General features: G+C 74.8%; 11 protein-coding genes and 4 tRNA genes. 6 read left to right on the forward strand and 9 right to left on the reverse strand.

Going from position 1 to position 13292, the window contains the following annotated elements; all coding sequences use genetic code 11:
• Positions 1-29 precede the first annotated feature (29 nt).
• Positions 30-1052, forward strand: coding sequence for a prephenate dehydrogenase (locus QQS41_RS06280; RefSeq protein WP_448851785.1), 1023 nt, complete (start codon positions 30-32; stop codon positions 1050-1052).
• A gap of 479 nt (positions 1053-1531) precedes the next feature.
• Here the strand turns inward: QQS41_RS06280 and QQS41_RS06285 are convergent, their stop codons facing one another.
• The 4 genes from QQS41_RS06285 to QQS41_RS06300 form a co-directional block, all read right to left on the reverse strand.
• Positions 1532-1969 carry a YtoQ family protein gene (locus tag QQS41_RS06285; protein ID WP_448851786.1) on the reverse strand — a complete coding sequence of 146 codons (438 nt, stop codon included), beginning with the start codon at positions 1967-1969 and terminating at the stop codon, positions 1532-1534.
• Between the two features lie 159 nt (positions 1970-2128).
• Positions 2129-2204, reverse strand: a tRNA-Arg gene (locus QQS41_RS06290).
• 321 nt (positions 2205-2525) lie between these two features.
• Positions 2526-2601, reverse strand: a tRNA-Arg gene (locus QQS41_RS06295).
• Between the two features lies 1 nt (position 2602).
• Positions 2603-2694 (reverse strand) — tRNA-Ser (locus tag QQS41_RS06300).
• A 73-nt stretch (positions 2695-2767) separates the two neighbouring features.
• On the opposite strand from QQS41_RS06300, the gene QQS41_RS06305 reads away from it, so the two are divergent.
• A complete protein-coding gene (locus QQS41_RS06305) occupies positions 2768-3889 on the forward strand; it encodes a histidinol-phosphate transaminase (RefSeq protein WP_448851787.1) in 1122 nt (373 codons plus the stop codon).
• Between the two features lie 138 nt (positions 3890-4027).
• On the opposite strand, the gene QQS41_RS06310 is transcribed toward QQS41_RS06305, so the two are convergent.
• The 4 genes from QQS41_RS06310 to QQS41_RS06325 all read right to left on the reverse strand — a co-directional run bounded on the left by QQS41_RS06310 (position 4028) and on the right by QQS41_RS06325 (position 7347).
• Positions 4028-5449, reverse strand: a complete 1422-nt coding sequence (locus QQS41_RS06310; protein WP_448851788.1) for a TIGR01777 family oxidoreductase — start codon at positions 5447-5449, stop codon at positions 4028-4030.
• Positions 5446-5982: a pyridoxamine 5'-phosphate oxidase family protein gene (locus QQS41_RS06315; RefSeq protein WP_448851789.1), complete on the reverse strand. Its 537-nt coding sequence runs from the start codon at positions 5980-5982 to the stop codon at positions 5446-5448. The genes QQS41_RS06310 and QQS41_RS06315 overlap by 4 nt, the downstream gene beginning before the upstream one ends.
• A gap of 147 nt (positions 5983-6129) precedes the next feature.
• Positions 6130-7083: a hypothetical protein gene (locus QQS41_RS06320; RefSeq protein ID WP_448851790.1), complete on the reverse strand. Its 954-nt coding sequence runs from the start codon at positions 7081-7083 to the stop codon at positions 6130-6132.
• 179 nt (positions 7084-7262) lie between these two features.
• A tRNA-Ser gene (locus QQS41_RS06325) sits at positions 7263-7347 on the reverse strand.
• 89 nt (positions 7348-7436) lie between these two features.
• Here QQS41_RS06325 and QQS41_RS06330 point away from each other — a divergent pair.
• Positions 7437-8408, forward strand: coding sequence for an NAD(P)H-quinone oxidoreductase (locus tag QQS41_RS06330; RefSeq protein ID WP_448851791.1), 972 nt, complete (start codon positions 7437-7439; stop codon positions 8406-8408).
• A gap of 641 nt (positions 8409-9049) precedes the next feature.
• Here the strand turns inward: QQS41_RS06330 and QQS41_RS06335 are convergent.
• Positions 9050-10318, reverse strand: coding sequence for an aminotransferase class V-fold PLP-dependent enzyme (locus tag QQS41_RS06335; protein WP_448851792.1), 1269 nt, complete (start codon positions 10316-10318; stop codon positions 9050-9052).
• Positions 10319-10799: 481 nt separating this feature from the next.
• On the opposite strand from QQS41_RS06335, the gene wzm reads away from it, so the two are divergent.
• The 3 genes from wzm to QQS41_RS06350 all read left to right on the forward strand — a co-directional run bounded on the left by wzm (position 10800) and on the right by QQS41_RS06350 (position 13183).
• Positions 10800-11651 (forward strand): galactan export ABC transporter permease subunit Wzm/RfbD, encoded by an 852-nt coding sequence (gene wzm, locus QQS41_RS06340; RefSeq protein WP_448851996.1) that lies wholly within the window; start codon positions 10800-10802, stop codon positions 11649-11651.
• Between the two features lie 13 nt (positions 11652-11664).
• Positions 11665-12519: a galactan export ABC transporter ATP-binding subunit Wzt/RfbE gene (gene wzt, locus QQS41_RS06345; RefSeq protein WP_448851793.1), complete on the forward strand. Its 855-nt coding sequence runs from the start codon at positions 11665-11667 to the stop codon at positions 12517-12519.
• A gap of 238 nt (positions 12520-12757) precedes the next feature.
• Positions 12758-13183: a hypothetical protein gene (locus QQS41_RS06350; protein WP_448851794.1), complete on the forward strand. Its 426-nt coding sequence runs from the start codon at positions 12758-12760 to the stop codon at positions 13181-13183.
• Positions 13184-13292 lie beyond the last annotated feature (109 nt).

The following is a 13292-nucleotide window of genomic DNA, read 5'->3' on the forward strand; positions in this document are numbered from 1 at the left end:
CGTTAGCGCGGCTGTGCCATGCTTGGCAGATGAGCACTCACGCCCCCTCGACCCCGACCTGCATCCTCGGCCTGGGCCTCATCGGCGGCTGCCTGCTGCGCGACGTCGCGGGCGCCGGCGGCGCGGCCTTCGGGTGGAACCGCTCCCCGGGCGCGGTGCGGAAGGCGGCGAAGGAGGGCTTCGACGTCTCCGGCGACCTGGAGGCGACGCTGCGCAGGGCGGAGGCCGAGGGTGCGCTCATCGTCATCGGCGTGCCCATGCCCGCGGTGCCGGCGATGCTCGACGCCATCAAGGAGTACGCCCCGACGTGCGGCGTCACCGACGTCGTCAGCGTGAAGCAGGCGGTGTACGACGAGGTCCGCGCCCGCGGCATGCAGGAGCGCTACGTCGGCGCCCACCCGATGGCGGGCACCGCGGAGTCGGGCTGGGAGGCGACGTTCACCGGGCTGTTCGACGGCGCCCCGTGGGTCGTCTGCTACGACCACGCCGACGACGAGCGCCGCGCCGGCCGCAAGACCTCCCCCGAATGGAGGGCTGTGTTCCGCGCGGTCGCGGAGCTCGGCGAGTCGGTGGGCTCGGAGGTCATCGCCGCGCGGGCGCGCCACCACGACCGGGCCGTCGCCCGCATCTCCCACCTGCCGCACCTGCTGGCGGAGGCGCTGGCCGTCGTCGGCGACACCGGCGGCGTGCTCACCCTGTCGCTGGCCGCGGGGTCGTTCCGCGACGGCACCCGCGTCGCCGGCACCGCCCCGCACCTGGTCCGCGCGATGTGCGAGAACAACTCCGCCGCCGTGCTCGACGCGCTGGACGAGGCGCTGCGGCTGCTGTCGTCGGCGCGCGAGGAGCTCGCGGTGGGCGGCACGGTGGAGAAGCTCGTCGACGCCGGCTACGTCAGCCGCCAGCGCTACGAGGCCCGCTCCGGCCCGCGCGAGGCGCCCGGCGGCGTGCAGCTGTCGCACCGCCCGACCATCCGCATCCGCCCGGGTGACCGCGGGTGGGTCGCGCAGCTCGAGCACGCCGAGCACCTCGGCGCCCGCATCGAGATCGCGTAATTGCGTGACGACGGCCCCCGCCGCGGCTCACCCGCCGCCGCGGGGGCCGTTCGGCTGCCAACCCTCCCACGTTCCGGCCAGACCCGGTTACGGCCAGCCCGTCTCCCCGTCAGACCCACTTCCGGCCCGCCCGCATTCCCGCCAGACCCACTTCCGGCCCGCCCGCATTCCCGCCAGACCCACTTACGGCCATTCCGACCCAGTTAGAACAGGGTCGGAATGGCCGTAAGTGGGTCTGACCCCGCGAGCCCGCGCATCCAACCGGGTCGAAACGACCCCGCGGGCACCGCGGAGACCGCCGGTTGGGGGTCAGCGGTGCGTTGGAGGGTGCCGTGGAAGGCCGTTTCCGGGTCCGGGCGTGCGGCTACCACGGACAATCACGGGGACGGCCTTCCCTTCTTCGCGCCCTTCGCCATCGCCGTCACCGGGTATGGCGATGCCCCGGCAGGCGGCGTTCGCAACCTACTGGAGCACTGCGGCTACGCCTTGAGGACGTAGCGCAGGATCTCGACGACCTGGTCCGTCGTCGTGCACCACGCCTGCGCCGCCGCGTCGACCTCCTTGAGCGGGTGGACGACGGACTCGTCGTGCAGCGTCACGTACGGGGTGTTCAGCGCCGCGGCGTAGCCGGCGTCGAAGGCGGCGTTCCACTGGCGGTACTTCTCGCCGAAGCGGACGACGACCATGTCGGCGTCCTCGATGAGCGTGCGGGTGCGGATGGCGTTGACCTTGGCGGACTGGTGGTCGCGCCAGAAGCCCTCCTCCTCGCCGAGGTGGTCGCCGGCGGCGTCGCTGGCGTCGTGGTCGGTGACGGGGGCGGTGAACGTGACGTCCAGGCCGGCGGCCTCGGCGCCGCGCTCGATCTCCTCGCGCCAGTTCGTGTGGATCTCGCCGGACAGGTACACGGTGAAGCTCATGGGCTCGGTCTCCTTCGCGTCGTCGTGATCAGCGGCCGGGGCAGCGGGGCCGCGCCGCCCGGTGCACCGCCGAGCCTAACGATTCCCCGCGGCGCCGCATCCGGGCCGCACGCGAAAAAAACCGCCCCGCCCGGAATTCCGGCGGGGCGGCTGAAGAAGTGGTGCGCCCGAAGGGATTCGAACCCCTAACCTTCTGATCCGTAGTCAGATGCTCTATCCGTTGAGCTACGGGCGCAGTCCGCTGCGGTCGGGACGTTGTCCTTCCCTGCAACGGGGAGTTACTTTACCCCCGGACCCGGATTCGTCAAAATCCCCAGGTCACGCCCCGAAAACGCCCTGCGAAGCGCGGGCGAACGGGCGGCGATGACGCCGCCGCGGGGAGGCGTCGCAACACACCGCCGCGGACGGCACCGCGCCCCGGCCGGCGGATGCGGGCCGGAGCGGGAACCGTCGCAAAGCACAGCCACGCGCAACCGCGCGCACACCCGCGGACCCCGCCCCGCCGCGCACCCCCCGGGCACGCGAAAACGCGGCCACCGCATGGTGACCGCGTCGCTGGTGCGCCCGAAGGGATTCGAACCCCTAACCTTCTGATCCGTAGTCAGATGCTCTATCCGTTGAGCTACGGGCGCGTGGCGGAGGCGAGAGGATTCGAACCTCCGGCCCGTCGCTAGACAGGCAACTCCTTAGCAGGGAGCCCCATTCGGCCGCTCTGGCACGCCTCCGCGCTCCGGCAATCCTAGCGCCAACCTCCCCCGCCTGGCAAAACCCGTTCGCCGCCCCGGTAGGATCCGCCCCATGATCCGCCCCGACCTCGCCGACATCCCCGCCTACGTCCCCGGCAAGGACCGGCCGGGCGTGCTGAAGCTCGCCAGCAACGAGATGGCCCACGGCCCGCTGCCGTCGGTCGTCGACCGCATCCGGGAGGTCGCCGCCGGAGCGAACCGCTACCCGGACATGGGGGCGTCGTCGGTGCGGGAGGCGCTGGCGGAGTACCTGGGCGTCGACGCCGCCGAGGTCGCGGTCGGCACCGGCTCGTCGGCGCTGTGCCAGCAGCTGGTGCTGGCGACCTGCGCCGACGGCGACGAGGTGCTGTTCCCGTGGCGCAGCTTCGAGGCGTACCGCATCTTCGCGCGGGTGGCGGGCGCGGTGCCGGTGCCGGTGCCGCTGACGGCCGACCACCGCCACGACTTCGACGCGATGGCCGACGCCATCACCGACCGCACCCGCCTCATCTTCGTGTGCAACCCCAACAACCCGACCGGCACGGTGTCGTCGACCGCCGAGCTGGAGGCGTTCCTGGACCGCGTGCCGGAGGACGTCGTCGTCGCGCTGGACGAGGCGTACATCGAGCTCGTCGACGGCTTCGACCCCGCCGACCCGTCCCGCACCGGCCTGGACACCCCCAATGCGCTGGAGGTCATGCGCCGCCGCCCGAACGTCGTCGGCCTGCGCACGTTCTCCAAGGTGTGGGGCCTGGCGGGCCTGCGCATCGGCTACATGTTCGGCGCCGCCGACCTCGTCGAGGCCGTGAACAAGGTGTGCATCCCGTTCTCCGTCACCGCGGTGTCGCAGGCCGCCGCGGAGGCGTGCCTGGGCGCCCGCGAGGAGCTGCTGGAGCGCGTCGCGGAGGTCCGCGAGGAGCGCGTCCGCGTCACCGACGCCATCAACGCGGCCGCCGGGGAGGACGTCGTCGTGCCCGGCACGCAGGCGAACTTCCTGTGGATCCCGGAGGCGCGCATCGCGCCGCTGGCCGCCCGCGTCCCCGGCGCCGGGGAGGGCGCCGACGCGGCGGGCGTCGCCGCCGCCGTCGCCGAGCGCGGCGTGATGGTCCGCTGCTTCGTCGGCGAGGGCCTGCGCATCACGGTCACCACCCGCGAGGAGGGCGACCGCCTGCTCGGGGCGTTCGGCATCGCGTAGCGCGCGGGGTGCGGCGCGCGGGTGCGCGCCCCTTGCGTGACGACGGGGCCCCGGGCCGGATCGGATCCGGCCCGGGGCCCCGCCGCGTGCGGGTGCGTCGTGCGTGACGACGTCACCCGCGCCTCGGGCTTCGCGACGTCACCCGCGCAGCAGCTCGTGCGCCAGCGCCGCGCGGAGATCGGCGCGGCGGAAGCGGTGGCCGACGGCCTCCAGCGCCGCGGGCACGGCGCGCTGCGAGGCCATCGCGAACTCGTCGGCGCCCCGCCCGCCCAGCAGGGCGGCGGGCCCGAGGCGCGGGACGCGCAGCCACGACGGGCGGTGCAGCACCCCGGCCAGCGCCCCCGCGTAGCCCTCGTTGCGCACCGGCTCCGGGGCGGTGGCGTTGACCGGTCCGGACAGGCGCGGGTCGACGACGGCGCGGTGATAGACCTCCAGCAGGTCGTCGAGGGCGATCCACGACATCCACTGCCGGCCGTCGCCCAGCGGCCCGCCGCCGCCGGCGAACGTCGCCGCCGCGAGCAGCGGCAGCATCCCGCCGGCGCCGGCCTGCACCAGGCCCGTGCGGACCGTGACGACGCGCAGCCCCGCCTCCCGCGCCGGGTCGGCCGCGGCCTCCCAGCCGGCGACGATGCCGGCGAGGTCGCCGCGGCCGGCGGGCGCCGACTCGTCGAGCGGCTCGTCGCCGCGCCCGCCGTTGTCGGGGCCGTACCAGCCGACCGCCGACGCGGAGACGAACGTCCCCACGCCGGAGGCGGCGGCCAGCTCCGCCAGCCGGCGGGTCGGGCCGATGCGGCTGGCCCGCACCGTCGCCAGGTGGCGGTCCGTGAACCGGCCGAAGATCGGCGCCCCGGCCAGGTGCACGACCGCCCCGACGCCGTCGAGGAGATCGGGCGCCGGGGACTCCGGGTCCCACTCGCGGACCTCGCCGCCGGGGATCGGGCCGGGCTCGCCGGAGCCGGGCCGCGTCAGCTCCACGACGCGGTGCCCGCGGGTGCGCAGCAGCGCCGCCAGCTGCGTGCCGACGGTCCCCGTCGCCCCCGACACGGCCACCGCCGGGGCGTCCGGCCCCGGGGCGGCGGCGGGCGCGAGGCCGGCGTCGTCAAGCGACTCCCGCAGCAGACGGTGACCCTCGATGTCGCCGGCGACCACCGCGGCGCGGTGGCGGAACACGGGGCGCAGCGCCGCCTCCGGCACGCGCGCGTCGACGTCGTCCGACAGCAGCGTGCCGCCGGCGCCGTCGGGCGCGACGAGGTGCTCGTGGCGCCACCGCACCGCCCGCTTCACGACGGCGTCGCCCACGCAGTCGTCCGCGAACCGCAGACGGTCCGGCGCGACCTCGTGGAACGACGGGTCGTGGCGCGCCACCCAGCGGCGCCCGGCGGGCAGGCGCAGCACCGTCTCACCGCCGGCGAGGTCGCAGGTGCCGCGCTCCACCGACATCGGGGCGAGGCCCGGGGTGAGCCTGACGACGGCACCCGGCGCGGCGAACCACGCCGCCACCTCGGCGGGGTCGGCCGCCACGGATTCGCGGGAGCGGATGCCCGTCGCGGGGCGGATCACAGGTCGACCGTGCCGGACTCGCCGGCGTCCGGGCGCTCGCCCGTGACCTTCGCCTTCACCAGCTCGACGACGGTGCCGACGCGCGACTCCGTCGTCCAGTACTGCGCCGAGTCGGCGTCGACGCGCACCAGCACGGCCCTCGAATCCTCCGGGCCGCCGTCGAACCACGCGCCGACGGAGTCGGACCACAGGCGGGCCAGCGCGCCGGCGTCGTCGTCGATGCGCGCGAAGCCCGACACCGACGCGAAGCCCTTCGAGGACTGGACGGTCACGCCGACCGGGGCGCCCGGCCGGTCCGCCCCGGCCTGCCCGGCCAGGCGCGTGACGTCGGCGACCAGGTCGGAGTCGGCGCCGGCGATGAAGGTCAGGGCTGCGTCCGACTGGTCGTCATCGCGGCGCGTCATCGGGTGGGCGACGAGGGTGCCGTCCTCCCGGACGGTCGTCACCAGGCAGATCGGGGTGGAGTCGAGCAGCTCGCGCACGGGCGCGGCCTCGTTGCGGGCGGTCTCCGGGGTCTGGTCGTGGCCGGACATGATCGTCCTCCTCACCGGGCGCGATGGGCGCGCCCGTCATCGGGTGACCGCCACGGTACCGGCGTGAGCGCCGTTCATCGACCCCCGTTTCCGCAGGCCGGGGCGTGCGGGCCGTGGGGGCGGGCGGGACGGCGGCCGCCGGCGCGGCTACTCGCCGGCGTCGTCGCGGCGCCCGTCGCGGGACGGGGCCGCGGACTCGCCGGCCGGCTCGTCTCCGCCGGAACCGCCGTCGCGGGCGGGCTCGCCGGCGTCCGCGGACTCCCCGGCCGACGCGTTCCCGTCACCGGACGGGGCGGCGGACTCGCCGGAGCCCTCGCCGCCGGAGGCCCCGTCGTCACGCGAACCACCCTGCGGGCACTCCCCGCCCAGCGGCGGATGCTCCGCGATGACCTCCGCGAGCTCGTCGAGGACGTCCATGCCCGTCTGGTACGTGCCGTCCTCCGGCTCCACCGCCACCGCGACGCCCGCGAAGGCGCCGTCCGCCGCATCGCCGTCGTTGCCGAACGCCGGGACCACGCCCAGCTGGCGGACCAGGTACTCGCCCGTCTCCGGATCCGGCGCCCAGCCGCCCTTGAAGTGCGCGCCGTCGACGCGGCCCAGGCCGTACGACTGATCCTCGGCGATCTGGCCCATGACCTCGTAGACCTCCGGGCCGCCGTCGATGCACAGCAGATTCGCGCCCATCACCGACTGGCCGGCGACCGTCCAGTCCGTCATGCCGAAGATGCCGTTGTAGACGCCGTCCTCCGTCGTCTGCATGTGCGTGTGATGATCGCCGGCGTCCGCCAGCACCTCATCGACGGCATCGCGCGAGGCCATGCCGCCGCCCAGCGAATCCCACATCGCCGCCGCCGCGTCGTTGTCGGAGACCGTCAGCGCGGCCTCCACCGTCTCGTCGACCTCGCCCGTCGCCCGCTGGTACGCCACCGCGATCGGCACCTTCGCCGTCGACCACGCGTAATCCACGTCCAGCTCGCCCGTCAGATCCGGGCCGAGATCGCCGACCGCCTCGCCGTCGGCGTCGACCTCCGCACCCGGGCGGGACAGGGCCACGCCGATGCGGGCGTCGTACTCCCCCTCCAGCTCCTCGACGGCCTTCACCCACTCCGGCGGCAGGCCCGGCGCGGGCGGCTGCGCCGCCGCCTCCTCGACCGCCGGCTCGCCCGGGGGCCCGCCGATCGTGCAGCCGGCCAGGGCGAGGGACGCGACGGCGGAGACGGCGCACGCCGCCGCGGCACGGGACCGGCGCCGGGCCGGGGCCGCGCACGCGTGACCAGGGGCGGAGGCGGCGGGATTTGAACCCGCGGTCCCGTTGGGGACGCTCGCTTTCAAGGCGAGTGCATTCGGCCGCTCTGCCACACCTCCCCGTCGCCGGGCGCGCCCGGCGACGCGCCAATCCTATCCCCTCCCCCGCGCGGCCCCCGAAACACCCGACCGTCTATAGGGTCGTGCCCATGAAGGCGATCATCCAGACCGACCCCGACGACCCCCGTTCGCTGGAGTGGACCGACGTCGACACCCCGACGCCCGGCGACGGCGAGGTCCTGGTCAAGGTGACGGCCACCGCCGTCAACCGGGCCGACATCCTCCAGGCCCGCGGCCACTACCCGCCGCCCAAGGGCGAATCGGACATCATCGGCCTCGAATGCGCCGGCGTCATCGAATCCATCCCCGACGGCTACGCCGGCGGCTGGCAGGTCGGCGACGAGGTGCTCTGCCTCCTCTCCGGCGGCGGCTACGCCGAATACGTCGCCGTCCCCGCCGGCCAGCTGATGGCGCTGCCCGACGGCCTCACCCCGCAGGAGGCCGTCGCCCTCCCCGAGGTCGCCTGCACCACCTGGTCGAACCTGGTCATGGTCGCCGGCCTGCAGATGGACGACCTCGTGCTCATCCACGGCGGCGCCGGCGGCATCGGCACCTTCGCCATCCAGCTGTGCAAGCGCCTCGGCGCCACCGTCGCCGTCACCGCCGGCTCGGCGGCGAAGCTGGAGCGGTGCCGCGAGCTCGGCGCCGACATCCTCATCAACTACCGTGAGGAGCAGTTCGAGGACGTCATCGCCGAACGCGGCGGCGCCGACGTCATCCTCGACATCATGGGCGCCAAGTACCTCGACCGGAACGTCAAGGCGCTGGCCAAGGACGGCCGCCTGGTCATCATCGGCCTGCAGGGCGGCGTCAAGGGCGAGCTCAACATCGGCCGCCTGCTGTCGAAGCGCGGCAGCATCCACGCCACCGGCCTGCGCTACCGCGACCGCGACGACAAGGCCCGCATCGTCGCCGACACCGAGGACAACGTGTGGCCGATGATCGCCGAGGGGATCATCCGCCCGACCGTCCACGAGACGATGCCGCTCGCCGAGGCCGCCCGCGCCCACGAGCTGCTGGACTCCGGCGAGGTCACCGGCAAGATCGTGCTGGTGCCGTAGGGCGGGGTCCTGGGCGGCGGCCGACCGGTCCGCGCCGTCCACGCAGTTCGGCGCCCGCATCCACCCGGCGCCGACCACGCACTCTCCGTCCGGCGCCCGCATCCACGCGATGCGGGCGCCGTCGCATGTTCAGGGTCCGCGGCCGGCCGATCCGGTGGCGGTTTCGGGCTGCCGCGGCGGGCACCCATGCAAAAGTGGCCAGAAATCCGCCACTCAGGCCCGCAAAAACCCAGGTCGGAATCCCCGCCGCGGCGGCAGGATGGCACACAACGCACGAGTACCCCGCGCGGGCCGAAAAACTGCGCTTCCTGGCCAGCGAACCACCGCGGCCGACGGCGTTTCCCCAGGTCGGATCCGGCACACGCGGTGAAACGATGGCCACGAAGCGCGGTATGCCCCGGGCGTCATCACACGACGACCGGGTGGGAACCGGGATCGCGGCAAGGCGGTCAGGAGGTCCGGGACAGCGCGGACATGACGACGGCGCCGCGCACATGCGATGCGCGACGCCGGACAAGGAACCGGACGGGCCGGCGCGAGCGCGCGGGCCGGAAAGGGCGCGCGCGGGAAGGAAAGGGCGAGGGCGCGGGCAGGAAAGGGCGGGCGCGCGGGCCGGGACGGCCGGTGCGGGCTCGGAACCCCTACCCGAACGAGGCGACGGCGCGGACCAGCTGGTCCACATCATGCGGCGTGTTGAACGGCTGCAGGCCGACACACACCGCGCCGCCCGCCTCGAACACGCCGACCGCCTCCAGCAGCGCCGACTCGCCGCGGCGCACCGCCGACGCGACGACGCCGTTGTCCAGCAGGCGGCGCACGACGTCCGCCGCGTCGACCGGACGGCCGCCGGCCTCCACGCAGAACGCGACGCGGCCGATGCGGTCGGCCGGCGCCGCCGCCGGATCCTCGTCGACGCCCAGGACGTGCACGGCGCCGAGCGCCGACAGCGAATCGACCAGCCGCTGCGTCAGGCCGCTGAGGTAGTCGGCGACCTGCGGCATCGCCCGCTCGATGCGGGCGCGGCGCCGGCCGTGCGCCGCCCGGTCCATCTCCGCCAGATGATGCACCGAGGCGGAGACGCCGCCCAGCAGGCCCGGGGCCACCGTCGACGTCTCGATGCGCGCGACGCCGCGGGCGTCCGGCCGCACCGAAATCGAATGCAGGCGCTCCAGCATCTCCTCGCTCCGGAACGCCAGGGCCGCGACATCGGGGCCGCCCCACGCAGTCGCGTCGAGCAGCACGGCGTCCGCGCCGAACTCGTCGATGTCGACGACCCGGTGGGCGGCGTAGTCCGTCGCGTCGACCAGCACCCACGCACGCGACCGGGCGTGCACGCGGTCCGCGATCTCGCGCACCGGGGCCACCGTGCCGACGTGCGGGTCGGCGGCCGGCACGACCACGACCCGCGTCGACTCGTTCACCAGGTCATCGAACTGCCACGCCGGGACGTAGCCCGTCGACAGCTCCGCCTCCGCCACTCGCACGCGGGCGCCGTACATGTCGGCGGCGCGGCGCAGCGGCTCCCGCAGCGACGGGCGGCCGGTGCGGGTGATCACGATCTCCGAGCCCAGGGTGATGCGGCGGCTCAGCGCGTCGCACAGCTGATTCATCAGCGCCATGCGCGACGGGCCCAGCGCCACGCACTGCGCGCGGCAGCCCGCCACGTCGGCGAACGAACGGCGCGCCGACCGCGTCATCTCCGCGGCCGCCGACCCGCCCGTCTCCTGAGAGCGGGCGTGGGAGCCGGAGGCCGGCTCCGCCGCCAGCTTCTTCGGGGCGGTGCGGAAGGCGGTGGCCACGGCCGCGGAGACCCGCTCCGGGATCTGCGCGCGCTCCACGCCGTTCAGGTACGTCCACCCGTCGGACAGCGACGTGTACGCACCGCGCGTGACCGGCACATCGAAGGCCATGTGTCCTCGGACCCCTTCCGCGCCCGACCGGGCGCCCTGCGTTCGTCGGCCGGCCGCGGGGGCCGGCGCACGGGTAACCAGTATGCCCCGAAAACCGGGTGCCGTACACCACCGCCCGGGAGCTGCGAACACCATAGCCGCCCACCCGACACCGCCTTCGCCGCACCGGGTCCGCGGCCGCACGCGGACGGTCCCGCGGCCCGGCGCGAGTGGCTCCGCGGCCCCTCGCGGACGGTCCCGCGGCCCGGCGCCGGTCGACCGCGGCACAACCCACGGCACGCTCCGCGGCCGCGCCGGCGCGGCCGCGGGTCCGCGCGTACGGCCGTCGCAAAGCAACACCCGTCACACGCGCAACACGCGCACCCGCCGCGCCTGGCCTGCCCCGCACCACCCTGCGGGTAAGTTCGGGACCGTGACTGAACCCGACGCGACCGATCACGGAGCCGGCGCCCCGCGCGACACGGCGGCCGCCGTCGCCCGCATGACCTCCCCCGGCGGCGGCGAACGCCCGCCCGCCTCCCGCAGCCGCACCATCGCGGCGGCGTGGGAGGACCTCGTGCGCGGCTACGGGCAGCGGGAGCTGTGGCTGCAGCTGGGCTGGCAGGACATCAAGCAGCGCTACCGGCGCTCCACCCTGGGCCCGCTGTGGATCACCATCGCCACCGGCGCCATGGCGCTGGCGCTCGGCCTGCTGTACTCGCTGCTGTTCCAGCAGGACCTGGCGTTCTTCCTGCCGCACGTGACGGTGGGCCTCATCATCTGGGGCTTCATCTCCGGCTGCGTGCGCGAGGGCGCGCAGGTGTTCATCGAGAACGAGGGGCTCATCAAGCAGCTGCCGTCGGCGCTGTCGGTGCACGTCTACCGCCTGGTGTGGCGCCAGCTGCTGTTCCTCGCCCACAACATGCTCATCTGGGTGATCCTCGTCGCCGTGTTCCGCCCCGACCTCGGCTGGGACTTCCTGCTCGTCGTCCCGGGCATGGCGCTGCTGGTGGCCAACGGCGTGTGGGTGACCATGTTCTTCGGCATCGTCGCCACCCGCTACCGCGACATCGCCCCGCTGCTGGAGTCCCTCATCCAGCTGGTCTTCTACATGACCCCGATCGTGTGGACGACCCGCACGCTGGAGGAGCAGGGCGGCGCCGTCGCCGAGCGCGCCCGCATCGCCGAGGTCAACCCGCTGTACCACTACCTCGAGATCGTCCGCGCCCCGCTGACCGGCCAGCCGGTGGAGGCGTACCACTGGTGGATCGTGCTGGCCTGCACCGCCGTCGGCCTGCTGCTGGCGCTGCTGGCCATGCGCCAGTGGCGCGCCCGCGTGAGCTACTGGGTGTAGGGAAGGAGACGACATGACCGCCGCGAAGCCGAACGGCCGCGCCCGCGCCCTCTCCCGGGACCGGGACGGGGGCGCCGGGCCCGACGTCAGCATCGACACGTACGGGGCGTGCGTGGACTTCCCGATCTTCGACGCGAAGTCCCGCTCCATGAAGAAGGCGTTCCTCGGCGCCGCCGGCGGCGCCATCGGCCGCAACGAGTCCAACGTCGTGGTCGTCGAGGCGCTGCGCGACATCGACCTGCACCTGCGGCGCGGCGACCGCGTCGGCCTGGTCGGACACAACGGCGCCGGCAAGTCGACGCTGCTGCGCCTGCTGTCGGGCATCTACGAGCCGACGCGCGGCTCCGCGGAGGTCCGCGGCCGCGTCGCGCCGGTGTTCGACCTGGGCGTCGGCATGGACCCCGAGATCTCGGGCATGGAGAACATCATCATCCGCGGCCTGTTCCTGGGGCAGACGCGGAAGCAGATGAAGGAGAAGCTCGACGACATCGCCGAGTTCACGGAGCTGGGCGACTACCTGCAGATGCCGCTGCGCACGTACTCCACCGGCATGCGGGTGCGCCTGGCGCTGGGCGTGGTGACGTCCATCGAGCCGGAGATCCTGCTGCTCGACGAGGGCATCGGCGCCGTCGACTCCGCCTTCATGGAGAAGGCCCGCGACCGGCTGCGGGACCTCGTCGCCCGCTCCGGCATCCTCGTGTTCGCGTCGCACTCCAACGAGTTCCTCGCGCAGCTGTGCGACACCGCCCTGTGGATCGACCACGGCACCATCCGGCAGGCCGGCGCCGTCGACGACATCGTCGAGGCGTACGAGGGCCCCAAGGCCGCCGAGCGCGTCCGCCGCGTCATGCGCGACAAGGGGATGTAGCGCGTCCACGCGGATCGCGTGACGACGCCCTCCGCGCCCGGGTCCGCGCCGCGGGCCCGGGCGCGCGCCATGTGGCGGGTGCGGTGCGTGACGACGTCCGCCGCGCGGCTTCCGCGCCGCGGGCCGGCGCCGCGGGCCGGGGCCGGCCTTCGCGTCCGCGCGACTGTTATGCGCCGGGTCTTGATCCCCGGCACCGGCGCCGATAGCCTCGTCGCACCCTCCCGGTAAGGAGAATGCGATGAGCATCACGATCGGAGCACGAGACCTCGTCGGCGGGGGCTCCCGCCGCCCCCTCCTCCGCGGCCCCGGGCGCGGGACCGCCGGTCCGGTGACCCCGTCGACGCGGGGCGCGCCGCCCGGGGAGGCCCGCGGGCGGGTGGCCCGCCGGCGCCGGCCGCGCCTCCGCCGCCTCGCGCCGCTGGTCGCCTCCGTCCTGCTGTCCGCGGCGGCGATGGCGCTGGCGACGCTCATCTTCCTGGTGCGGGCCGAGCCCTCCGTCGCCGGCTGGCGCTGGGTCGCCGGGCCCGCCGTCCTGGCCCTGCTGTTCGCCTGGCCGGCGCGCAGCTCCGGCGCCGCGTACCTGGCGCTGGTGGCGCTGCTCGCCCCGCCGATCCTCATGGCGGGCGGGTGGCTGATGCTCCAGATGGGCGCGCTCGGCGGCTGACGCGGGCGGACGCGCGGCCGGGGCGCCGCGCCCCGGCCCATGCGGCCGCCGGCCCGCACGGACGTCGCAGTCGGGCGGGCGGCCCGGCCCGCCCGCCACCGCGCGCCGC

The sequence above is a fragment of the Corynebacterium sp. 335C genome (genome assembly GCF_053525695.1).

Coding starts and splice junctions, on each gene's coding strand:
- QQS41_RS06280 (WP_448851785.1), top strand. CDS start 30: ATGAGCACTCACGCCCCCTCGACCCCGACCTGCATCCTCGGCCTGGGC.
- QQS41_RS06285 (WP_448851786.1), bottom strand. CDS start 1,969: ATGAGCTTCACCGTGTACCTGTCCGGCGAGATCCACACGAACTGGCGC.
- QQS41_RS06305 (WP_448851787.1), top strand. CDS start 2,768: ATGATCCGCCCCGACCTCGCCGACATCCCCGCCTACGTCCCCGGCAAG.
- QQS41_RS06315 (WP_448851789.1), bottom strand. CDS start 5,982: ATGTCCGGCCACGACCAGACCCCGGAGACCGCCCGCAACGAGGCCGCG.
- QQS41_RS06330 (WP_448851791.1), top strand. CDS start 7,437: ATGAAGGCGATCATCCAGACCGACCCCGACGACCCCCGTTCGCTGGAG.
- QQS41_RS06335 (WP_448851792.1), bottom strand. CDS start 10,318: ATGGCCTTCGATGTGCCGGTCACGCGCGGTGCGTACACGTCGCTGTCC.
- wzm (WP_448851996.1), top strand. CDS start 10,800: ATGACCTCCCCCGGCGGCGGCGAACGCCCGCCCGCCTCCCGCAGCCGC.
- wzt (WP_448851793.1), top strand. CDS start 11,665: ATGACCGCCGCGAAGCCGAACGGCCGCGCCCGCGCCCTCTCCCGGGAC.
- QQS41_RS06350 (WP_448851794.1), top strand. CDS start 12,758: ATGAGCATCACGATCGGAGCACGAGACCTCGTCGGCGGGGGCTCCCGC.